Origin of the sequence: Streptomyces sp. IBSBF 3136 (genome assembly GCF_036815105.1) — a bacterium.
In the GTDB taxonomy this organism is placed as follows: domain Bacteria; phylum Actinomycetota; class Actinomycetes; order Streptomycetales; family Streptomycetaceae; genus Streptomyces.
Window position 1 is genome coordinate 18233 of record NZ_JAJSZC010000083.1, and the last position, 14304, is coordinate 32536.

Below are 14304 nucleotides of genomic sequence, written 5' to 3' on the forward strand. Positions count from 1 at the left end.
TTACGCTCGATGCCATGAAGAAGAGCGTGCTGACCCGCTACCGCGTCATGGCCTACGTCACCGGCGTGCTGCTGGTCCTGCTGACCCTCGGCGTGATCGCCAAGTACGGGCTGCACATCGACGGTGCGGAGAAGTTCACCACGGTCGTCGGTATCGCGCACGGCTGGCTGTACGTCGTCTACCTGGTCTTCGCCTTCGACCTGGGCGCCAAGGCGAAGTGGCCCGTCGGCAAGCAGCTGTGGGTGCTGCTCGCGGGGACGATCCCGACCGCCGCCTTCTTCGTCGAGCGCAAGGTCAGCCGCGAGCTGGAGACCCGGGTCGGCGGCCCGGCCCCGGCCGTCGCCAAGGCGTAGGGACCGCGGCACGAACCGCCACACGGCACCCGTGTGGCGGACCCCCATCGACATTTACTAGGACGTCCAAGTAAATTCGATGGTATGGACGCTCACGCCATCGAGGAGGGCCGCCGACGCTGGCAGGCCCGATACGACGCCGCGCGCAAGCGCGACGCAGACTTCAGCACGCTCTCCGGCGATCCCGTGGAGCCGGTGTACGGGCCCCGGCCCGGTGACACGTACGAGGGATTCGAGCGGATCGGCTGGCCCGGGGAGTACCCCTACACGCGCGGGCTCCATCCGACCGGCTACCGCGGCCGCACCTGGACGATCCGCCAGTTCGCCGGGTTCGGCAACGCCGAGCAGACCAACGAGCGGTACAAGATGATCCTCGCCGCCGGCGGCGGGGGTCTGTCCGTCGCCTTCGACATGCCGACCCTCATGGGCCGCGACTCCGACGACGCCCGTTCGCTGGGCGAGGTCGGGCACTGCGGGGTGGCGATCGACTCGGCCGCCGACATGGAGGTCCTGTTCAAGGACATCCCGCTCGGTGACGTCACCACGTCGATGACGATCAGCGGCCCGGCCGTCCCCGTCTTCTGCATGTACCTGGTCGCCGCCGAACGGCAGGGCGTGGACCCCGCGGTCCTGAACGGCACCCTCCAGACCGACATCTTCAAGGAGTACATCGCCCAGAAGGAGTGGCTGTTCCAGCCGGAGCCGCACCTGCGCCTGATCGGCGACCTCATGGAGTACTGCGCGGCCGGCATCCCCGCCTACAAGCCGCTCTCCGTCTCCGGCTACCACATCCGCGAGGCCGGCTCGACGGCCGCGCAGGAACTGGCGTACACCCTCGCGGACGGCTTCGGCTACGTGGAGCTGGGCCTCTCGCGCGGTCTCGACGTGGACGTCTTCGCGCCGGGACTCTCTTTCTTCTTCGACGCCCACGTCGACTTCTTCGAGGAGATCGCGAAGTTCCGGGCGGCCCGGCGCATCTGGGCCCGCTGGATGCGCGACGTGTACGGCGCGCAGAGCGACAAGGCGCAGTGGCTGCGCTTCCACACCCAGACCGCCGGTGTCTCGCTGACCGCGCAGCAGCCGTACAACAACGTCGTGCGGACCGCGGTCGAGGCGCTCGCCGCCGTCCTCGGCGGGACCAACTCGCTGCACACCAACGCCCTGGACGAGACGCTGGCGCTGCCCAGCGAGCAGGCCGCGGAGATCGCGCTGCGCACGCAGCAGGTGCTGATGGAGGAGACGGGCGTCGCCAACGTGGCCGACCCGCTCGGCGGCTCCTGGTACATCGAGCAGCTGACGGACCGGATCGAGGCGGACGCCGAGAAGATCTTCGAGCAGATCAAGGAGCGGGGCCTGAGGGCCCACCCGGACGGCAGGCACCCGATCGGCCCGATCACCTCCGGCATCCTGCGCGGGATCGAGGACGGCTGGTTCACCGGCGAGATCGCCGAGTCCGCGTTCCGCTACCAGCAGGCCCTGGAGAAGGGCGAGAAGCGGGTCGTGGGCGTCAACGTCAACACCGGCTCCGTCACCGGCGACCTGGAGATCCTGCGGGTCAGCCACGAGGTGGAACGGGAGCAGGTGCGGGTCCTCGCCGAGCGCAAGGACGCGCGGGACGAGGCGGCCGTGCGCACCGCGCTGGACGCCATGCTGGCCGCCGCACGCTCCGGCGCCAACATGATCGAGCCGATGCTGGACGCCGTGCGCGCCGAGGCGACGCTCGGCGAGATCTGCGGGGTGCTGCGGGACGAGTGGGGCGTCTACACCGAGCCTCCGGGCTTCTAGGCCTGTTGCGAAAGTGGTCCTCTGCCGGGCGTCGCCCGGCCGCCCTCCGGGCGACGAGGCCACTTTCGCAACCGGCCCTCGGGCACCGTCGCGTGCCACGGGCGCACCAGGGGCTCCGGCTACGCCCGCGCCCCCGGCTACGCCCGCGCGCCCGGCGGGGCGGTCAGGCCCAGCAGCAGCACCCGGGTGAAGCCCTGCGCCCACTCCTGGTCCGCCGGCTTGCCGCTCACCAGCGTGCGGTGCACCACCGCACCCGCGACCATGTCGAAGATCAGGTCCACCGTGCGGGCGGACTCCGCCGGGTCCGGCTCCGGGGGGAGTTCGCCGCGGCGCTGGGCCCGGGCGCGCCCCTCCAGGACCAGCCGCAGCTGGCGGTCCACGATCGAGGCACGGATGCGCTCGCGCAGGGCGTCGTCCCGGGTGGCCTCCGCGACCACCGCCATCAGGCCACTTCTGGCCTCCGGGCGGGCCAGGATCGCCGCGAGCTGCAGCACCACGCCCTCGATGTCGGCGGCCAGACTGCCGCGATCGGGCAGTTCCAGCTCGTCGAACAGCTCGGCGACCGCGTCCACCACCAGTTCGTGCTTGCCCGCCCAGCGCCGGTACAGCGTCGTCTTCGCGACCCCGGCCCGGGTGGCCACGTCCCCCAATGTCAGCCGTGACCAGCCCAGTTCGACCAGCGCGTCCCGGGTGGCGGCCAGGATCGCGGTGTCCGCTGCGGCGTTGCGCGGGCGTCCGGTCCGGCCGGCGGGGGTGCGGTTCTGCATGCCCTGACCATAAACCGACGGTTCCCGCGCCGTCGTGAGGGAGATCACCGGGGTGTGGTGTCGCGACGGGTCCTCCTGCCATTACGCTACGACTCGTAGCGAAAGCTCGTGACGGACGCACACGGGCGACGACCACCGGCGTGGGGTGGGGACCCGGCGCCAACCACATCGCTTTTTTCGTTCACGCGCGAGTACGGGGGAGGATAGACGCATGCAGCCACGGAACATGTCCATGAGCGGCGTCGTCGACCTCGCCGCGGTGAAGGCGGCCCAGGAGGCGAAGGCCAAGGCCGAGCAGACGCGCGCCGAGACCGCCCGGCAGGGCGGGACGGGGGCCGTCTCACCGGCCGACCTCGTCATCGACGTCGACGAAGCCGGTTTCGAGCGCGACGTCCTGCAGCGCTCCGCCGAAGTACCCGTCGTCATCGACTTCTGGGCCGAGTGGTGTCAGCCCTGCAAGCAGCTGAGCCCGGTCCTGGAGCGGCTGGCCGTCGAGTACAACGGCCGCTTCCTCCTCGCCAAGATCGACGTCGACGCCAACCAGATGCTGATGCAGCAGTTCGGCATCCAGGGGATCCCGGCGGTCTTCGCCGTCGTGGCGGGGCAGGCCCTGCCGCTCTTCCAGGGTGCCGCCGGCGAGGAGCAGATCCGGCAGACCCTGGACCAGCTGGTGCAGGTCGCCGAGGAGCGCTTCGGGCTGACCGGCCTGACCGTCGACCCGGACGCGGAGCCGGGCGCCGCGCCCCCGCAGGAGGTGCCGGCCGGGCCGTACGACGCCCTGCTCGAGGCCGCCGTTCAGGCCCTGGACGCGGGCGACCTCGCCGGGGCCGTCCAGGCCTACAAGAACGTACTGAGCGACGACCCGGCCAACACGGAGGCCAAACTCGGCCTCGCGCAGGCCGAGTTGCTCCAGCGGGTGCAGGACATGGACCCGCAGCGGGTGCGCAAGGACGCCGCCGAGAAGCCGGGCGACGCGGACGCGCAGATCGCCGCCGCCGACCTGGACCTGGTGGGCGGTCATGTGGAGGACGCCTTCGCGCGGCTCATCGACACCGTGCGCCGCACGGCGGGTGACGACCGGGACACGGTCCGGCGCCGGCTGCTGGAGCTGTTCGAGGTCGTGGGCCCCGAGGACCCGCGGGTCGTGGGGGCGCGCCGGGCGCTGGCGCGGGCGCTGTTCTGACCAGTCACTAAACGCCACGGCATGTGATGCCGGGGTGAAACATTTGCCGACGAGGCGTCAGGGCGGCCGCGCTTTACCAAAACTTGGTAATCGCGGCCGCTGTTACTCGCAGTAAATCCAAGCCGTTGATCTGTCTGGTTTCATCCAAGGATCAACGGTTTTGCTCTGCCCTCCGAGGCCACCGAGGGTGGCTTTCCGAGACCGGCGAGTCGTTGTTCGGTTATCCGGCCGTTACTAGCGAGTAACGAACCCCCTTGTGTCGAGGGCGAGAATGCACCACGATCGGCGACGCTCGGTCCATTCCCGTACCCCGGCAGCCGGCCGGGTCCCGGGAGACTCTGGGTCCCCACCGGGCAGAGTCGGCGGCAGTGGCGCCGGTTCTAGGGCAGGGGGGTCTTCGCCACCGGCGAAGCCTGTCCAGAAGGTTGTGCGTGATGTGTGTCAGGCGCGACCAGTGGTTGTCGCTCGGGGGTGATCGCCGGTGAGGCGGGCGCGTGTTCGCGCCTTGGCCGCGGGCGCTCTCCTTCCCGAGGACGTAGCACTTCTCCCATCCCTGCCTGGCTGAGCCCCCGACTGGGGGCGATCCGGGCCAGGAGATGTACGTCCGAGAAGGAGGAAATATGGAGTCCCAGGTGCGTGGCGGGACCAGATGGAAGCGGTTCGCTGTGGTCATGGTGCCCAGCGTCGCCGCTACGGCCGCGATAGGTGTCGCCCTGGCGCAGGGTGCTCTCGCCGCTTCGTTCAGCGTGTCCGGCCAGGAGTTCAAGGTCACGGCCGACACCCTCCACGGTGAGGGTTTCGCGCAGTACGGCGCGGTCGACGCCGGTTACACGCTCGACGGGAAGAAGACGGCCCACGCCGTCGCCGTCTCGTCGTTCAACGACGCCACCATCACGAACATGTGCCAGTCCGTGGTCACCCCGGACGTGCCGTTCCTCGGCAACATCACCCTCCGTCTGGAGGCCGGTGGCGCCGGGCACGACAAGGTCCAGGCCCACAACCTGTACATCGACGTCGACGACCTGAACGCCGACGCGGTGTTCAACAACATCGACATCGGTGTGGCGGCCAAGGACGCCAGCAAGGGTCCGGGCATGAAGGGCAACGGCGAGCAGGCCAACCCCTTCGGCTTCGCCCAGCAGGCCGACTCGGCCGACCTGAGCAACGTGAGGCAGACGGCGTGGGCGACCACCGCCGGCACCTTCAAGCTCAGCGGTCTCCACATGTCGCTGCACAAGGGCGACGGCAAGGGGATCGAGTGCTACTGAGCACTCGGTGACGGGCGGGGGGCCGACGGTTCCCCCGCCCGTTCCAGCTTTCGGCCGCGTCTTCACGCGCGGCACACATCACCACCACAGCAACGCCGCACCAGGGAGCTGTTTCATGAGCGCCGAGACCCCTGCCGTCGAATCCGGCCGGTTCGCCCACCGGAGGACGCAGTTCCGCGCCTGGCGGGGCACCCGTCCGTTCTGGGCCGGGCTCTACGTCCTGCTCAGCGGCCTTCCCATCATGTACTTCCCGTACTTCCATCTCCAGCTCGGTCATCTGACGCTGGCGATGGCGACCACGGCGGGTGCCGGCTCCCTGATCATCGGTGTGCTGCTCGTCGTACTGGGCGTCAGCCTCTGGTTCCAGAAGCACGTGCGGACGTTCGCGGGTGTCGCCGCGATCCTGCTGGCGCTGGTGTCGCTCCCCGTGTCCAACTTCGGCGGCTTCATCGTGGGCTTCCTGCTGGCTCTCGTCGGCGGAGCGATGGCCATCTCCTGGGCGCCGGGCGGCACGCCGCAGCCCGAGCCGCCGGTCGTGGCCGCCCCGGCCGAGGGCGCCGCCCCCGGCACGGTGCCGCTGACGAAGGACGCCGCGGGTACGGGCGAGTCGTACGACCTGTCAGGAACGAGCCCGGCCAACGAGGCGAACGGGAGGCACAGTGCCGGCTGACGAGGTGACCCACGGGACCGATGTGGACGGGTCCCGTGCGAGAACCGGGCCCCGCCACGCGGCACCCAAGAAGCCGCTGTTCACCAGGTTCCACATGCCGGCCGGCAAGGCGATAGCCACCGTGGCGATGCCGACCGCCGTCCTCATGGGCATGGGCTTCACGTCCAGCCTGGCGCTCGCCGACAACGGCGGCACGTCCACGTCCAACAGCCAGAAGGCCGCGGACTACAAGGACTGCGTCAAGGCGCTGGACGACTCCAAGGACGCCTCGGCCTCGCCGTCGCCCTCGCCCTCCGCGAGCGAGAGCACCGACAAGGCGACGCCGACCCCCACGGCGACCGACGGGGCGAAGGACACGCCGGACCCGGGCAAGAAGACGTCGCCGGATTCAGGTTCCGACGACAAGGCCACGCCCGAGCCGACGGCGACGTCCGGTTCCTCCGACTCCGGCTCCGGCTCGGGTTCCGGCTCGGGTTCCGGCTCCGGCGGCGGGGACACGGCCACGCCGGCCCCGTCCGCGTCCCAGAGCAGCGGCGGCGGTCTGCTGGACACCATCGGCGACACCATCGGTGACGTCCTCACCGGCGGCAAGGGCTCCGACTCGACCGCGAGCCCGGCTCCGTCGGCGTCCCCGTCGGCGTCCGCGACCCCCTCGCCGTCGACGTCGGCCTCCTCGGGGTCCACTGACACCACCGGGTCCACCGGCAAGGGCAGCGCCACCGACACCGTCGAGGACACCGCGTCCAAGGCCGCCGAGACGGTCAAGGACACGGTGAAGGACACCACCGGCAAGGTCTCCAAGACGGCCGAGGACACCGCCAAGGCGGCCGAGGACGCGGCCGGGTCGGCCACGCCCAGCCCCTCCGCGAGCGCGACGACGTCCCCGGACGACTGCCCGGCGGCCACCGACGACGAGAGCGGCGTCGACAACAAGGTGCCGGTGGCGGACGACCCCTGGTACCTCAACGCCAGCTCGCTGCTGCTGAAGGGCGCCGACTACCAGGGCATCGTCGAGGTGAAGACGGCCAACGGCACCAAGAAGAAGGTGCTCAAGTACGTCATCTCCGGCGGGACCGACATCGGGGACCTGCACCAGACGGTGAACGACAAGCAGGCGAACAAGACTTACCACGTGCAGGCGTCCAAGGGCTCGACGTCCACCATCACCGGTGGCGACACCGTGATGTACACCGAGAGCATCTCCGGCAACCTGTTCGGCCTGATCCCGGTGACGTTCAGCCCGGACAGCCCGCCCCCGCTGAACATCCCGCTCATCTACTTCACCAACGTGAAGGTCGTCCAGGCGGCCCAGTTCGGCGGCAACCTGCACGTGCCCGGCATGCACGTGTACACCACCGCCTGACCGGCCTCTCAGGACCGTTCGGGAGCCGCACAGCACTGAGGGCGCCCCCCCCTTCGCGGGGGGCGCCCTCAGTGGCGTCCAAGGCTTTTGCGGAGGGCGTCAGCCGCCCTGGCCGCCCACGTGGTGGACCCGGACCATGTTGGTCGTGCCGGGCACACCGGGGGGCGAACCGGCGGTGATGATCACCGTGTCGCCGGGGTTGAAGCGGCCGAGGTTGGCCAGCTCCTGGTCCACCATGTCGACCATCTCGTCGGTGCTGTTGACGAACGGCACGACATGCGGCTCCACGCCCCAGCTCAGGGTCAGCTGGTTGCGGGTGCCCTCGTCGGTGGTGAAGGCGAGGATCGGCTGGGCCGCCCGGTAGCGGGACAGCCGGCGGGCGGTGTCGCCGGACTGGGTGAAGGCGATCAGGCCACGGCCGCCGAGGAAGTCGGCGATCTCGCAGGCAGCGCGGGCCACCGAACCGCCCTGGGTGCGCGGCTTCTTGCCGGGCACCAGGGGCTGCAGGCCCTTGGAGAGCAGCTCGCCCTCGGCCGCGGTGACGATCTTCGACATCGTCTTGACCGTCTCGACCGGGTAGGCGCCGACCGAGGACTCCGCGGACAGCATGACCGCGTCCGCGCCGTCCAGGATCGCGTTGGCCACGTCGGAGGCCTCGGCGCGGGTCGGACGGGAGTTGGTGATCATCGACTCCATCATCTGGGTCGCCACGATCACCGGCTTGGCGTTGCGCCGGCACAGCTCGATCAGGCGCTTCTGCACCATGGGGACCTTCTCGAGCGGGTACTCGACGGCGAGGTCACCACGGGCGACCATCACACCGTCGAACGCCAGCACGACGTCCTCCATGTTCTCGACCGCCTGCGGCTTCTCCACCTTGGCGATCACCGGGACCCGGCGGCCCTCCTCGTCCATCACCTTGTGGACGTCGGCCACGTCCCTGGCGTCCCGGACGAAGGAGAGGGCGACCAGGTCGCAGCCCATGCGGAGAGCGAAGCGAAGGTCCTCGACGTCCTTGTCGGACAGCGCGGGCACGTTCACGGCCGTGCCGGGCAGGTTGATGCCCTTGTGGTCGGAGACGACACCGCCCTCGATGACGATCGTCTTCACCCGCGGGCCCTCGACGTCCAGCACCTTGAGCTCGACGTTGCCGTCGTTGATCAGGACCTGGTCGCCGCGCGAGACGTCGCCCGGCAGCCCCTTGTACGTCGTACCGCAGATGTGCTTGTCGCCCGGGACGTCCTCGGTCGTGATGACGAACTCGTCACCGCGCTCCAGCTCGACGGGACCTTCGGCGAAGGTCTCCAGGCGGATCTTCGGGCCCTGGAGGTCGGCGAGGACACCGATGGCCCGGCCGGTCTCCTTGGCGGCGGCCCGGACGCGGTCGTACCGCGCCTGGTGCTCGGCGTGGGAGCCGTGGCTGAAGTTGAAACGGGCCACATTCATACCCGCCTCGATCATGGCGACGAGCATCTCGTGGGAGTCGACCGCGGGGCCGAGAGTACAGACGATTTTCGAACGGCGCATGGGGCGATCCTATCGGTTTGTTTCGCTGCGGAATATTCCGTCTGGCGGAAGATACAAATGGGCGGACATGCGCTCAGCCGTGTTACCGCTGTGTATTGCCGGCCGTCTTTCCGACCAGTGCGTAGGTCTGTGTGGCGATCTCCAGTTCCTCGTCGGTCGGCACCACGGCGACCGCGACCCGCGCGCCCTCCGGCGAGATCAGCCGCGGCTCGTCCCCGCGCACCGCGTTCCGCTCGCCGTCGACCGTGAGGCCCAGGGCGTCCAGGCCGCTCAGGGCCGCCTCGCGCACCGGCGCCGCGTTCTCGCCGACCCCGGCCGTGAACGCCACCGCGTCCACCCGCCCGAGCACCGCGTAATAGGCGCCGATGTACTTCTTGAGACGGTGAATGTAAATGTCGAAGGCCAGCGCGGCCTCTTCGTCACCCTCGTCGATCCGGCGACGGATCTCCCGCATGTCATTGTCCCCGCACAGACCGAACAGGCCGCTCCTCTTGTTCAGAAGAGTGTCGATCTCGTCCATGGACATTCCGCCGACACGCGCCAAATGGAAGATGACCGCCGGGTCCAGATCACCGGAACGCGTACCCATCACCAGACCCTCCAGCGGCGTCAGCCCCATGGAGGTGTCCACGCAGCGGCCCTTCTCGACCGCGGACGCGGAGGCGCCGTTGCCCAGGTGCAGCACGATCACGTTGACCTCGGACGGGTCCTTGCCCAGCAGCCGCGCCGTCTCCCGCGAGACGTACGCGTGCGAGGTCCCGTGGAAGCCGTAGCGGCGGATGCGGTGCCGGTCGGCGATCCTCGGGTCGATCGCGTAGCGCGCCGCGGCCTCCGGCATGGTCGTGTGGAACGCCGTGTCGAACACGGCGACCTGCGGCAGGTCGGGACGGAGCGCCTGCGCGGTGCGGATGCCGGTGAGGTTGGCGGGGTTGTGCAGCGGCGCGACCGGGATCAGCCGCTCGATCTCGGTGAGCACCGCCTCGTCGATCACGGTCGGCTCGGTGAAGAACAGGCCGCCGTGCACCACCCGGTGGCCGATGGCGGCCAGTTCCGGCGAGTCCAGGCCCAGACCGTCCCGGCCCAGCTCCTCGGCGACGGCCTTGAGGGCGGCCTCGTGGTCGGCGATCGGCCCGTTCTGCTCCCGGGTCCCGCCGTCGGCACGGGTGTGCCGGAGCCGGGAGGTCTGCTCGCCGATCCGCTCGACCAGGCCCGTCGCCAGCCGGCTGCTGTCCCGCATGTCCAGCAGCTGGTACTTCACCGACGAGGAACCGGAGTTGAGGACGAGGACACGGGTGGGGTCGGTCACTGCTCGGACACCTTCTCGCTGAGGTTCTGGGCCTGGATCGCCGTGATGGCGACGGTGGTGACGATGTCCTGGACGAGCGCGCCTCGGGACAGGTCGTTGACGGGCTTGCGCAGGCCCTGCAGGACCGGGCCGACGGCGATCGCGCCGGCCGAGCGCTGCACGGCCTTGTAGGTGTTGTTGCCGGTGTTCAGGTCCGGGAAGATCAGTACGCTGGCCTGCCCGGCGACCTCCGAGCCCGGCAGCTTGGTGGCGGCCACGGACGGCTCCACGGCCGCGTCGTACTGGATCGGCCCCTCGGTCTTCAGGTCGGGCCGCCGCGCGCGCACCAGCTCGGTCGCCGCGCGCACCTTCTCGACGTCGGCGCCCGAACCGGACGTGCCGGTGGAGTACGACAGCATCGCGATCCGCGGCTCCACGCCGAACTGGGCGGCCGTGGCCGCCGACTGGACCGCGATGTCGGCGAGCTGCTCGGCGTCCGGGTCCGGGTTGACCGCGCAGTCGCCGTAGACCAGCACCTTGTCGGCCAGGCACATGAAGAAGACCGACGAGACGATGGACGACTCCGGCCGGGTCCTGATGATCTCGAAGGCGGGCCGGATGGTGGCCGCCGTGGAGTGCACCGAGCCGGACACCATGCCGTCCGCCAGGCCCTCCTGGACCATCAGCGTGCCGAAGTAGTTGACGTCCGAGACGACGTCGTAGGCCAGCTCGACCGTGACGCCCTTGTGGGCGCGCAGCCGGGCGTACTTCTCCGCGAAGGCGTCGCGCAGCTCGGAGGTGGCCGGGTCGATCAGCTGGGTGTCCCCGAGGTCGATGCCGAGGTCGGCCGCCTGCTTGCGGATGCGGTCCGGCGGGCCGAGCAGCGTCAGGTCGCACACCCCGCGGCGCAGCAGCACCTCGGCCGCGTGCAGCACCCGTTCCTCGGTGCCCTCCGGCAGCACCACCCGCCGCCGGTCGGAGCGGGCCTGCTCCAGCAGCTTGTGCTCGAACATCATCGGGGTGATCCGGTCGCCGGTCGGCGCCGACACCCGGCGGGCCAGGTCCGCGGTGTCGGTGTACCCCTCGAACAGGCCGAGCGCGGTCTCCGCCTTGCGCGGGGTGGCCGCGGTCATCTTGCCCTCCATGGCGAACAGGTGCTCGGCCGTGGGGAAACTGTTGCCGGCCACCGAGAGCACCGGGGTGCCCGGGGCCAGCCGGGCGGCCAGCGTGAGGATCTCCTCGCTCGGCACCTCGTTCAGGGTCAGCAGCACACCGGCGATCGGCGGGGTGCCGGCGCTGTGCGCGGCGAGCGCGCCGACGACCAAGTCGGCGCGGTCGCCCGGGGTCACCACCAGGCAGCCCGGGGTCAGCGCGGGCAGGAAGCTGGGCAGCATCGCCCCGCCGAACACGAAGCCCAGCGCGTCGCGGGCGAGCCCGGATTCGTCGCCCAGCAGCACCCGGGCGCCGAGGGCCTGGGAGATCTGCGCGACCGTCGGCGCGGACAGCGCGGGCTCGTCGGGCAGCACGTAGGTGGGCACCGGCAGCCGGTCGGCGAGCCGCCGGGCGAGTTCGTCGCGGTCCTCGCGGTCCACCCGGTTGGCGACCATGGCGAGCACGTCGCAGCCGAGCCCGTCGTAGGCACGGTAGGCGTTGCGGACCTCGGCGAGGACCCCTCGGCGGTCTGGGTGCGGCCGCCCACCACCGGGATCACGGAGGCGCCGAACTCGTTGGCGAGCCGGGCGTTCAGGGACAGCTCGTCCGGCAGCTGGGTGCCGGCGAAATCGGTGCCGAGCACGAGGACGACGTCGTAGTCCCGGGCCACCAGGTGGAAGCGCTCGACCAGCGTGGAGACCAGCTCGTCCGTGCCCTGTTCGGCCTGGAGCGCGGACGCCTCGTGGTAGTCCATGCCGTAGACGGTGGCGGGGTCCTGGGAGAGGCGGTAACGGGACCGCAGCAGCTCGAACATGCGATCGGGCCGATCGTGCACGAGGGGACGGAACACACCCACCCGGTCGACCTGCCGGGTCAGGAGTTCCATGACCCCCAGCTCGACGACCTGGCGGCCGTCGCCGCGATCGATCCCGGTCACGTACACGCTGCGCGTCACGTGTGCACTCCGATCCTCTGTCTTGTCCGGTGTCTCGTCCGGTCGCGTCCGGCTCGTTCGGGGCACAAAAATCGCCCACCAAGGTGAGCAGACCCCTCTTGACATTACCCCCGCTGCCAGTTAAGGCGCCCGTCAGGAATCCGCCGCCTCCACGGACGTGAAACAATCGACAGCGGCTCACCAGCACCGACAGCGAGCAGGAGACACAGCACGATGCGCATCGGAGTTCTCACCGCAGGCGGCGACTGCCCCGGCCTGAACGCCGTGATCCGGTCGGTCGTGCACCGGGCGGTGGCGCAGTACGGCGACGAGGTCATCGGCTTCGAGGACGGCTACCGCGGTCTGCTCGACCGCCACTACCGCTCCCTCGACCTGGACGCGGTCAGCGGCATCCTGGCCCGCGGCGGCACCATCCTCGGCTCCTCCCGCCTGGAGCGCGACCGGCTCCGCGAGGCCTGCGACGGGGCCGCCGACATGGTCGAGGAGTTCGGCATCGACGCGTTGATCCCGATCGGCGGCGAGGGCACCCTGACGGCGGCCCGCATGCTCTCCGACGCGGGTCTGCCGGTCGTCGGCGTCCCCAAGACCATCGACAACGACATCTCCTCCACCGACCGCACCTTCGGCTTCGACACCGCCGTCGGCGTCGCCACCGAGGCCATGGACCGCCTGAAGACGACGGCCGAGTCCCACCAGCGGGTGATGGTCGTCGAGGTCATGGGCCGGCACGCCGGCTGGATCGCGCTGGAGTCCGGCATGGCCGCCGGCGCCCACGGCATCTGCCTGCCCGAGCGCCCCTTCGACCCCTCCGACCTGGCCAAGATGGTCGAGGAACGCTTCTCGCGCGGCAAGAAGTTCGCCGTCGTCTGCGTCGCCGAGGGCGCCCACCCCATCGACGGCACCATGGACTACGGCAAGGGCGAGATCGACCAGTACGGCCACGAGCGCTTCCAGGGCATCGGCACGGCGCTGGCCTACGAACTGGAGCGGCGCCTGGGCAAGGAGGCCAAGCCGGTCATCCTGGGTCACATCCAGCGCGGCGGCGTCCCGACCGCCTACGACCGCGTCCTCGCCACCCGCTTCGGCTGGCACGCCGTCGAGGCCGCGCACCGGGGCGACTTCGGCCGGATGACCGCGCTGCGCGGCACCGACGTCGTGATGGTGCCGCTCGCGGAGGCGGTCACCGAGCTGAAGACGGTGCCCAGGAACCGGATGGACGAGGCCGAGTCGGTCTTCTAGCCGGCGGCCGCCCGCCGGGCCCCGGCCTTCCCGCGGGACGGGCCCGGGCACCCACGGCACCCCGGGCTTCCCGCGCGAGGTGCCTAGGCGCCCCGGTCCTCGACCGCGGTCCAGAAGTTCTCCACGATCCGGTCGAGGAACTCCCGCCCGGACGCGCTGGCACCGCTGCTGCCGCCGCCCCAGCTGAGGGTGGCGGCCATGTGCCCCTGGTAGTCCTGGTGCAGCGCCTGGAGCACCGCCTCCAGGACGCCCCGGTCCACGGGCGCCACCTTCAGCACCGGCCGCACGTACGCCTGCCAGCGGGTGGTCACCGCGCTGCGCAGCAGCTCGGCGAGGCGGGCCTCGCGGCCGGTCACCGTCACGAAGTCGGGCAGGGTCAGCCGGAGCACCCGCGCGAGCGCGGCCGACTGGCGCTCGTTGCCCCGCCACTCGTCGGTCTCCTCCGTGCGCAGGTACCCGCGCAGGTCCATGCCCACGGCGTGCGCCACGTCCTCGGGCGCGACGCCCCGGGCGATCCGGTGCTCGCGCAGTGTCCGGGGCCGGCCGAGCAGTTCGCCCGGCGAACACCACAACACTCCCGCGAGCGCGGTGAGTTCGGGGTTGCCGGGGGCGGCGACGCCGCGTTCCCAGGCGACGACCAGGTCCGGCGTGACGTACGGCAGCCCGTACGACGTCCGCATGCCGTGGGCGACGTGCTCGGGGCCCATGCCGAGCGCGGCGCGCAGTCTGCGGGCGGCGGGGGCGTTGAACGGGGGAG

General features: G+C 70.7%; 11 protein-coding genes and 1 pseudogene. 7 read left to right on the forward strand and 5 right to left on the reverse strand.

Annotation, left to right across the window (positions count from 1 at the left end):
* Positions 1-14 precede the first annotated feature (14 nt).
* On the forward strand, positions 15-353 hold the full coding sequence (locus V7E45_RS19325; RefSeq protein ID WP_333775430.1) for a DUF3817 domain-containing protein: 339 nt from the start codon (positions 15-17) through the stop codon (positions 351-353).
* Positions 354-437: 84 nt separating this feature from the next.
* Positions 438-2138: an acyl-CoA mutase large subunit family protein gene (locus tag V7E45_RS19330; protein WP_333775431.1), complete on the forward strand. Its 1701-nt coding sequence runs from the start codon at positions 438-440 to the stop codon at positions 2136-2138.
* Positions 2139-2275: 137 nt separating this feature from the next.
* Here the strand turns inward: V7E45_RS19330 and V7E45_RS19335 are convergent, their stop codons facing one another.
* Complete coding sequence (locus V7E45_RS19335) at positions 2276-2905, reverse strand: TetR/AcrR family transcriptional regulator (RefSeq protein WP_333775432.1); 630 nt, start codon at positions 2903-2905, stop codon at positions 2276-2278.
* 211 nt (positions 2906-3116) lie between these two features.
* Between V7E45_RS19335 and V7E45_RS19340 the strand changes: the two genes are divergently transcribed.
* The 4 genes from V7E45_RS19340 to V7E45_RS19355 all read left to right on the forward strand — a co-directional run bounded on the left by V7E45_RS19340 (position 3117) and on the right by V7E45_RS19355 (position 7389).
* Positions 3117-4088: a tetratricopeptide repeat protein gene (locus V7E45_RS19340; protein ID WP_333775433.1), complete on the forward strand. Its 972-nt coding sequence runs from the start codon at positions 3117-3119 to the stop codon at positions 4086-4088.
* A 620-nt stretch (positions 4089-4708) separates the two neighbouring features.
* Entirely contained in the window at positions 4709-5356 is a 648-nt protein-coding gene (locus tag V7E45_RS19345) for a DUF6230 family protein (protein WP_043476447.1), read from the forward strand.
* Positions 5357-5471: 115 nt separating this feature from the next.
* On the forward strand, positions 5472-6026 hold the full coding sequence (locus V7E45_RS19350; RefSeq protein ID WP_333775434.1) for a DUF6114 domain-containing protein: 555 nt from the start codon (positions 5472-5474) through the stop codon (positions 6024-6026).
* Positions 6016-7389, forward strand: a complete 1374-nt coding sequence (locus V7E45_RS19355) for a hypothetical protein (protein ID WP_333775435.1) — start codon at positions 6016-6018, stop codon at positions 7387-7389. Before V7E45_RS19350 ends, V7E45_RS19355 begins: the two co-directional genes overlap by 11 nt.
* 99 nt (positions 7390-7488) lie before the next feature.
* Here the strand turns inward: V7E45_RS19355 and pyk are convergent, their stop codons facing one another.
* The 3 genes and pseudogenes from pyk to pta form a co-directional block, all read right to left on the reverse strand.
* The gene (gene pyk / locus V7E45_RS19360) at positions 7489-8916 is read right to left on the reverse strand and encodes a pyruvate kinase (RefSeq protein WP_333775436.1); all 1428 of its coding nucleotides are present in this window, start codon (positions 8914-8916) and stop codon (positions 7489-7491) included.
* Positions 8917-8998: 82 nt separating this feature from the next.
* Entirely contained in the window at positions 8999-10222 is a 1224-nt protein-coding gene (locus V7E45_RS19365; RefSeq protein ID WP_333775437.1) for an acetate kinase, read from the reverse strand.
* Positions 10219-12308, reverse strand: a pseudogene (gene pta / locus V7E45_RS19370) (phosphate acetyltransferase). Before pta ends, V7E45_RS19365 begins: the two are co-directional and overlap by 4 nt.
* Positions 12309-12521: 213 nt before the next feature.
* Here pta and V7E45_RS19375 point away from each other — a divergent pair.
* Positions 12522-13547, forward strand: a complete 1026-nt coding sequence (locus V7E45_RS19375; RefSeq protein ID WP_333775438.1) for an ATP-dependent 6-phosphofructokinase — start codon at positions 12522-12524, stop codon at positions 13545-13547.
* A gap of 83 nt (positions 13548-13630) precedes the next feature.
* Here V7E45_RS19375 and V7E45_RS19380 read toward each other — a convergent pair.
* The coding region (locus V7E45_RS19380) for an XRE family transcriptional regulator (protein ID WP_333775439.1) at positions 13631-14304 on the reverse strand (674 nt) is incomplete at its 5' end.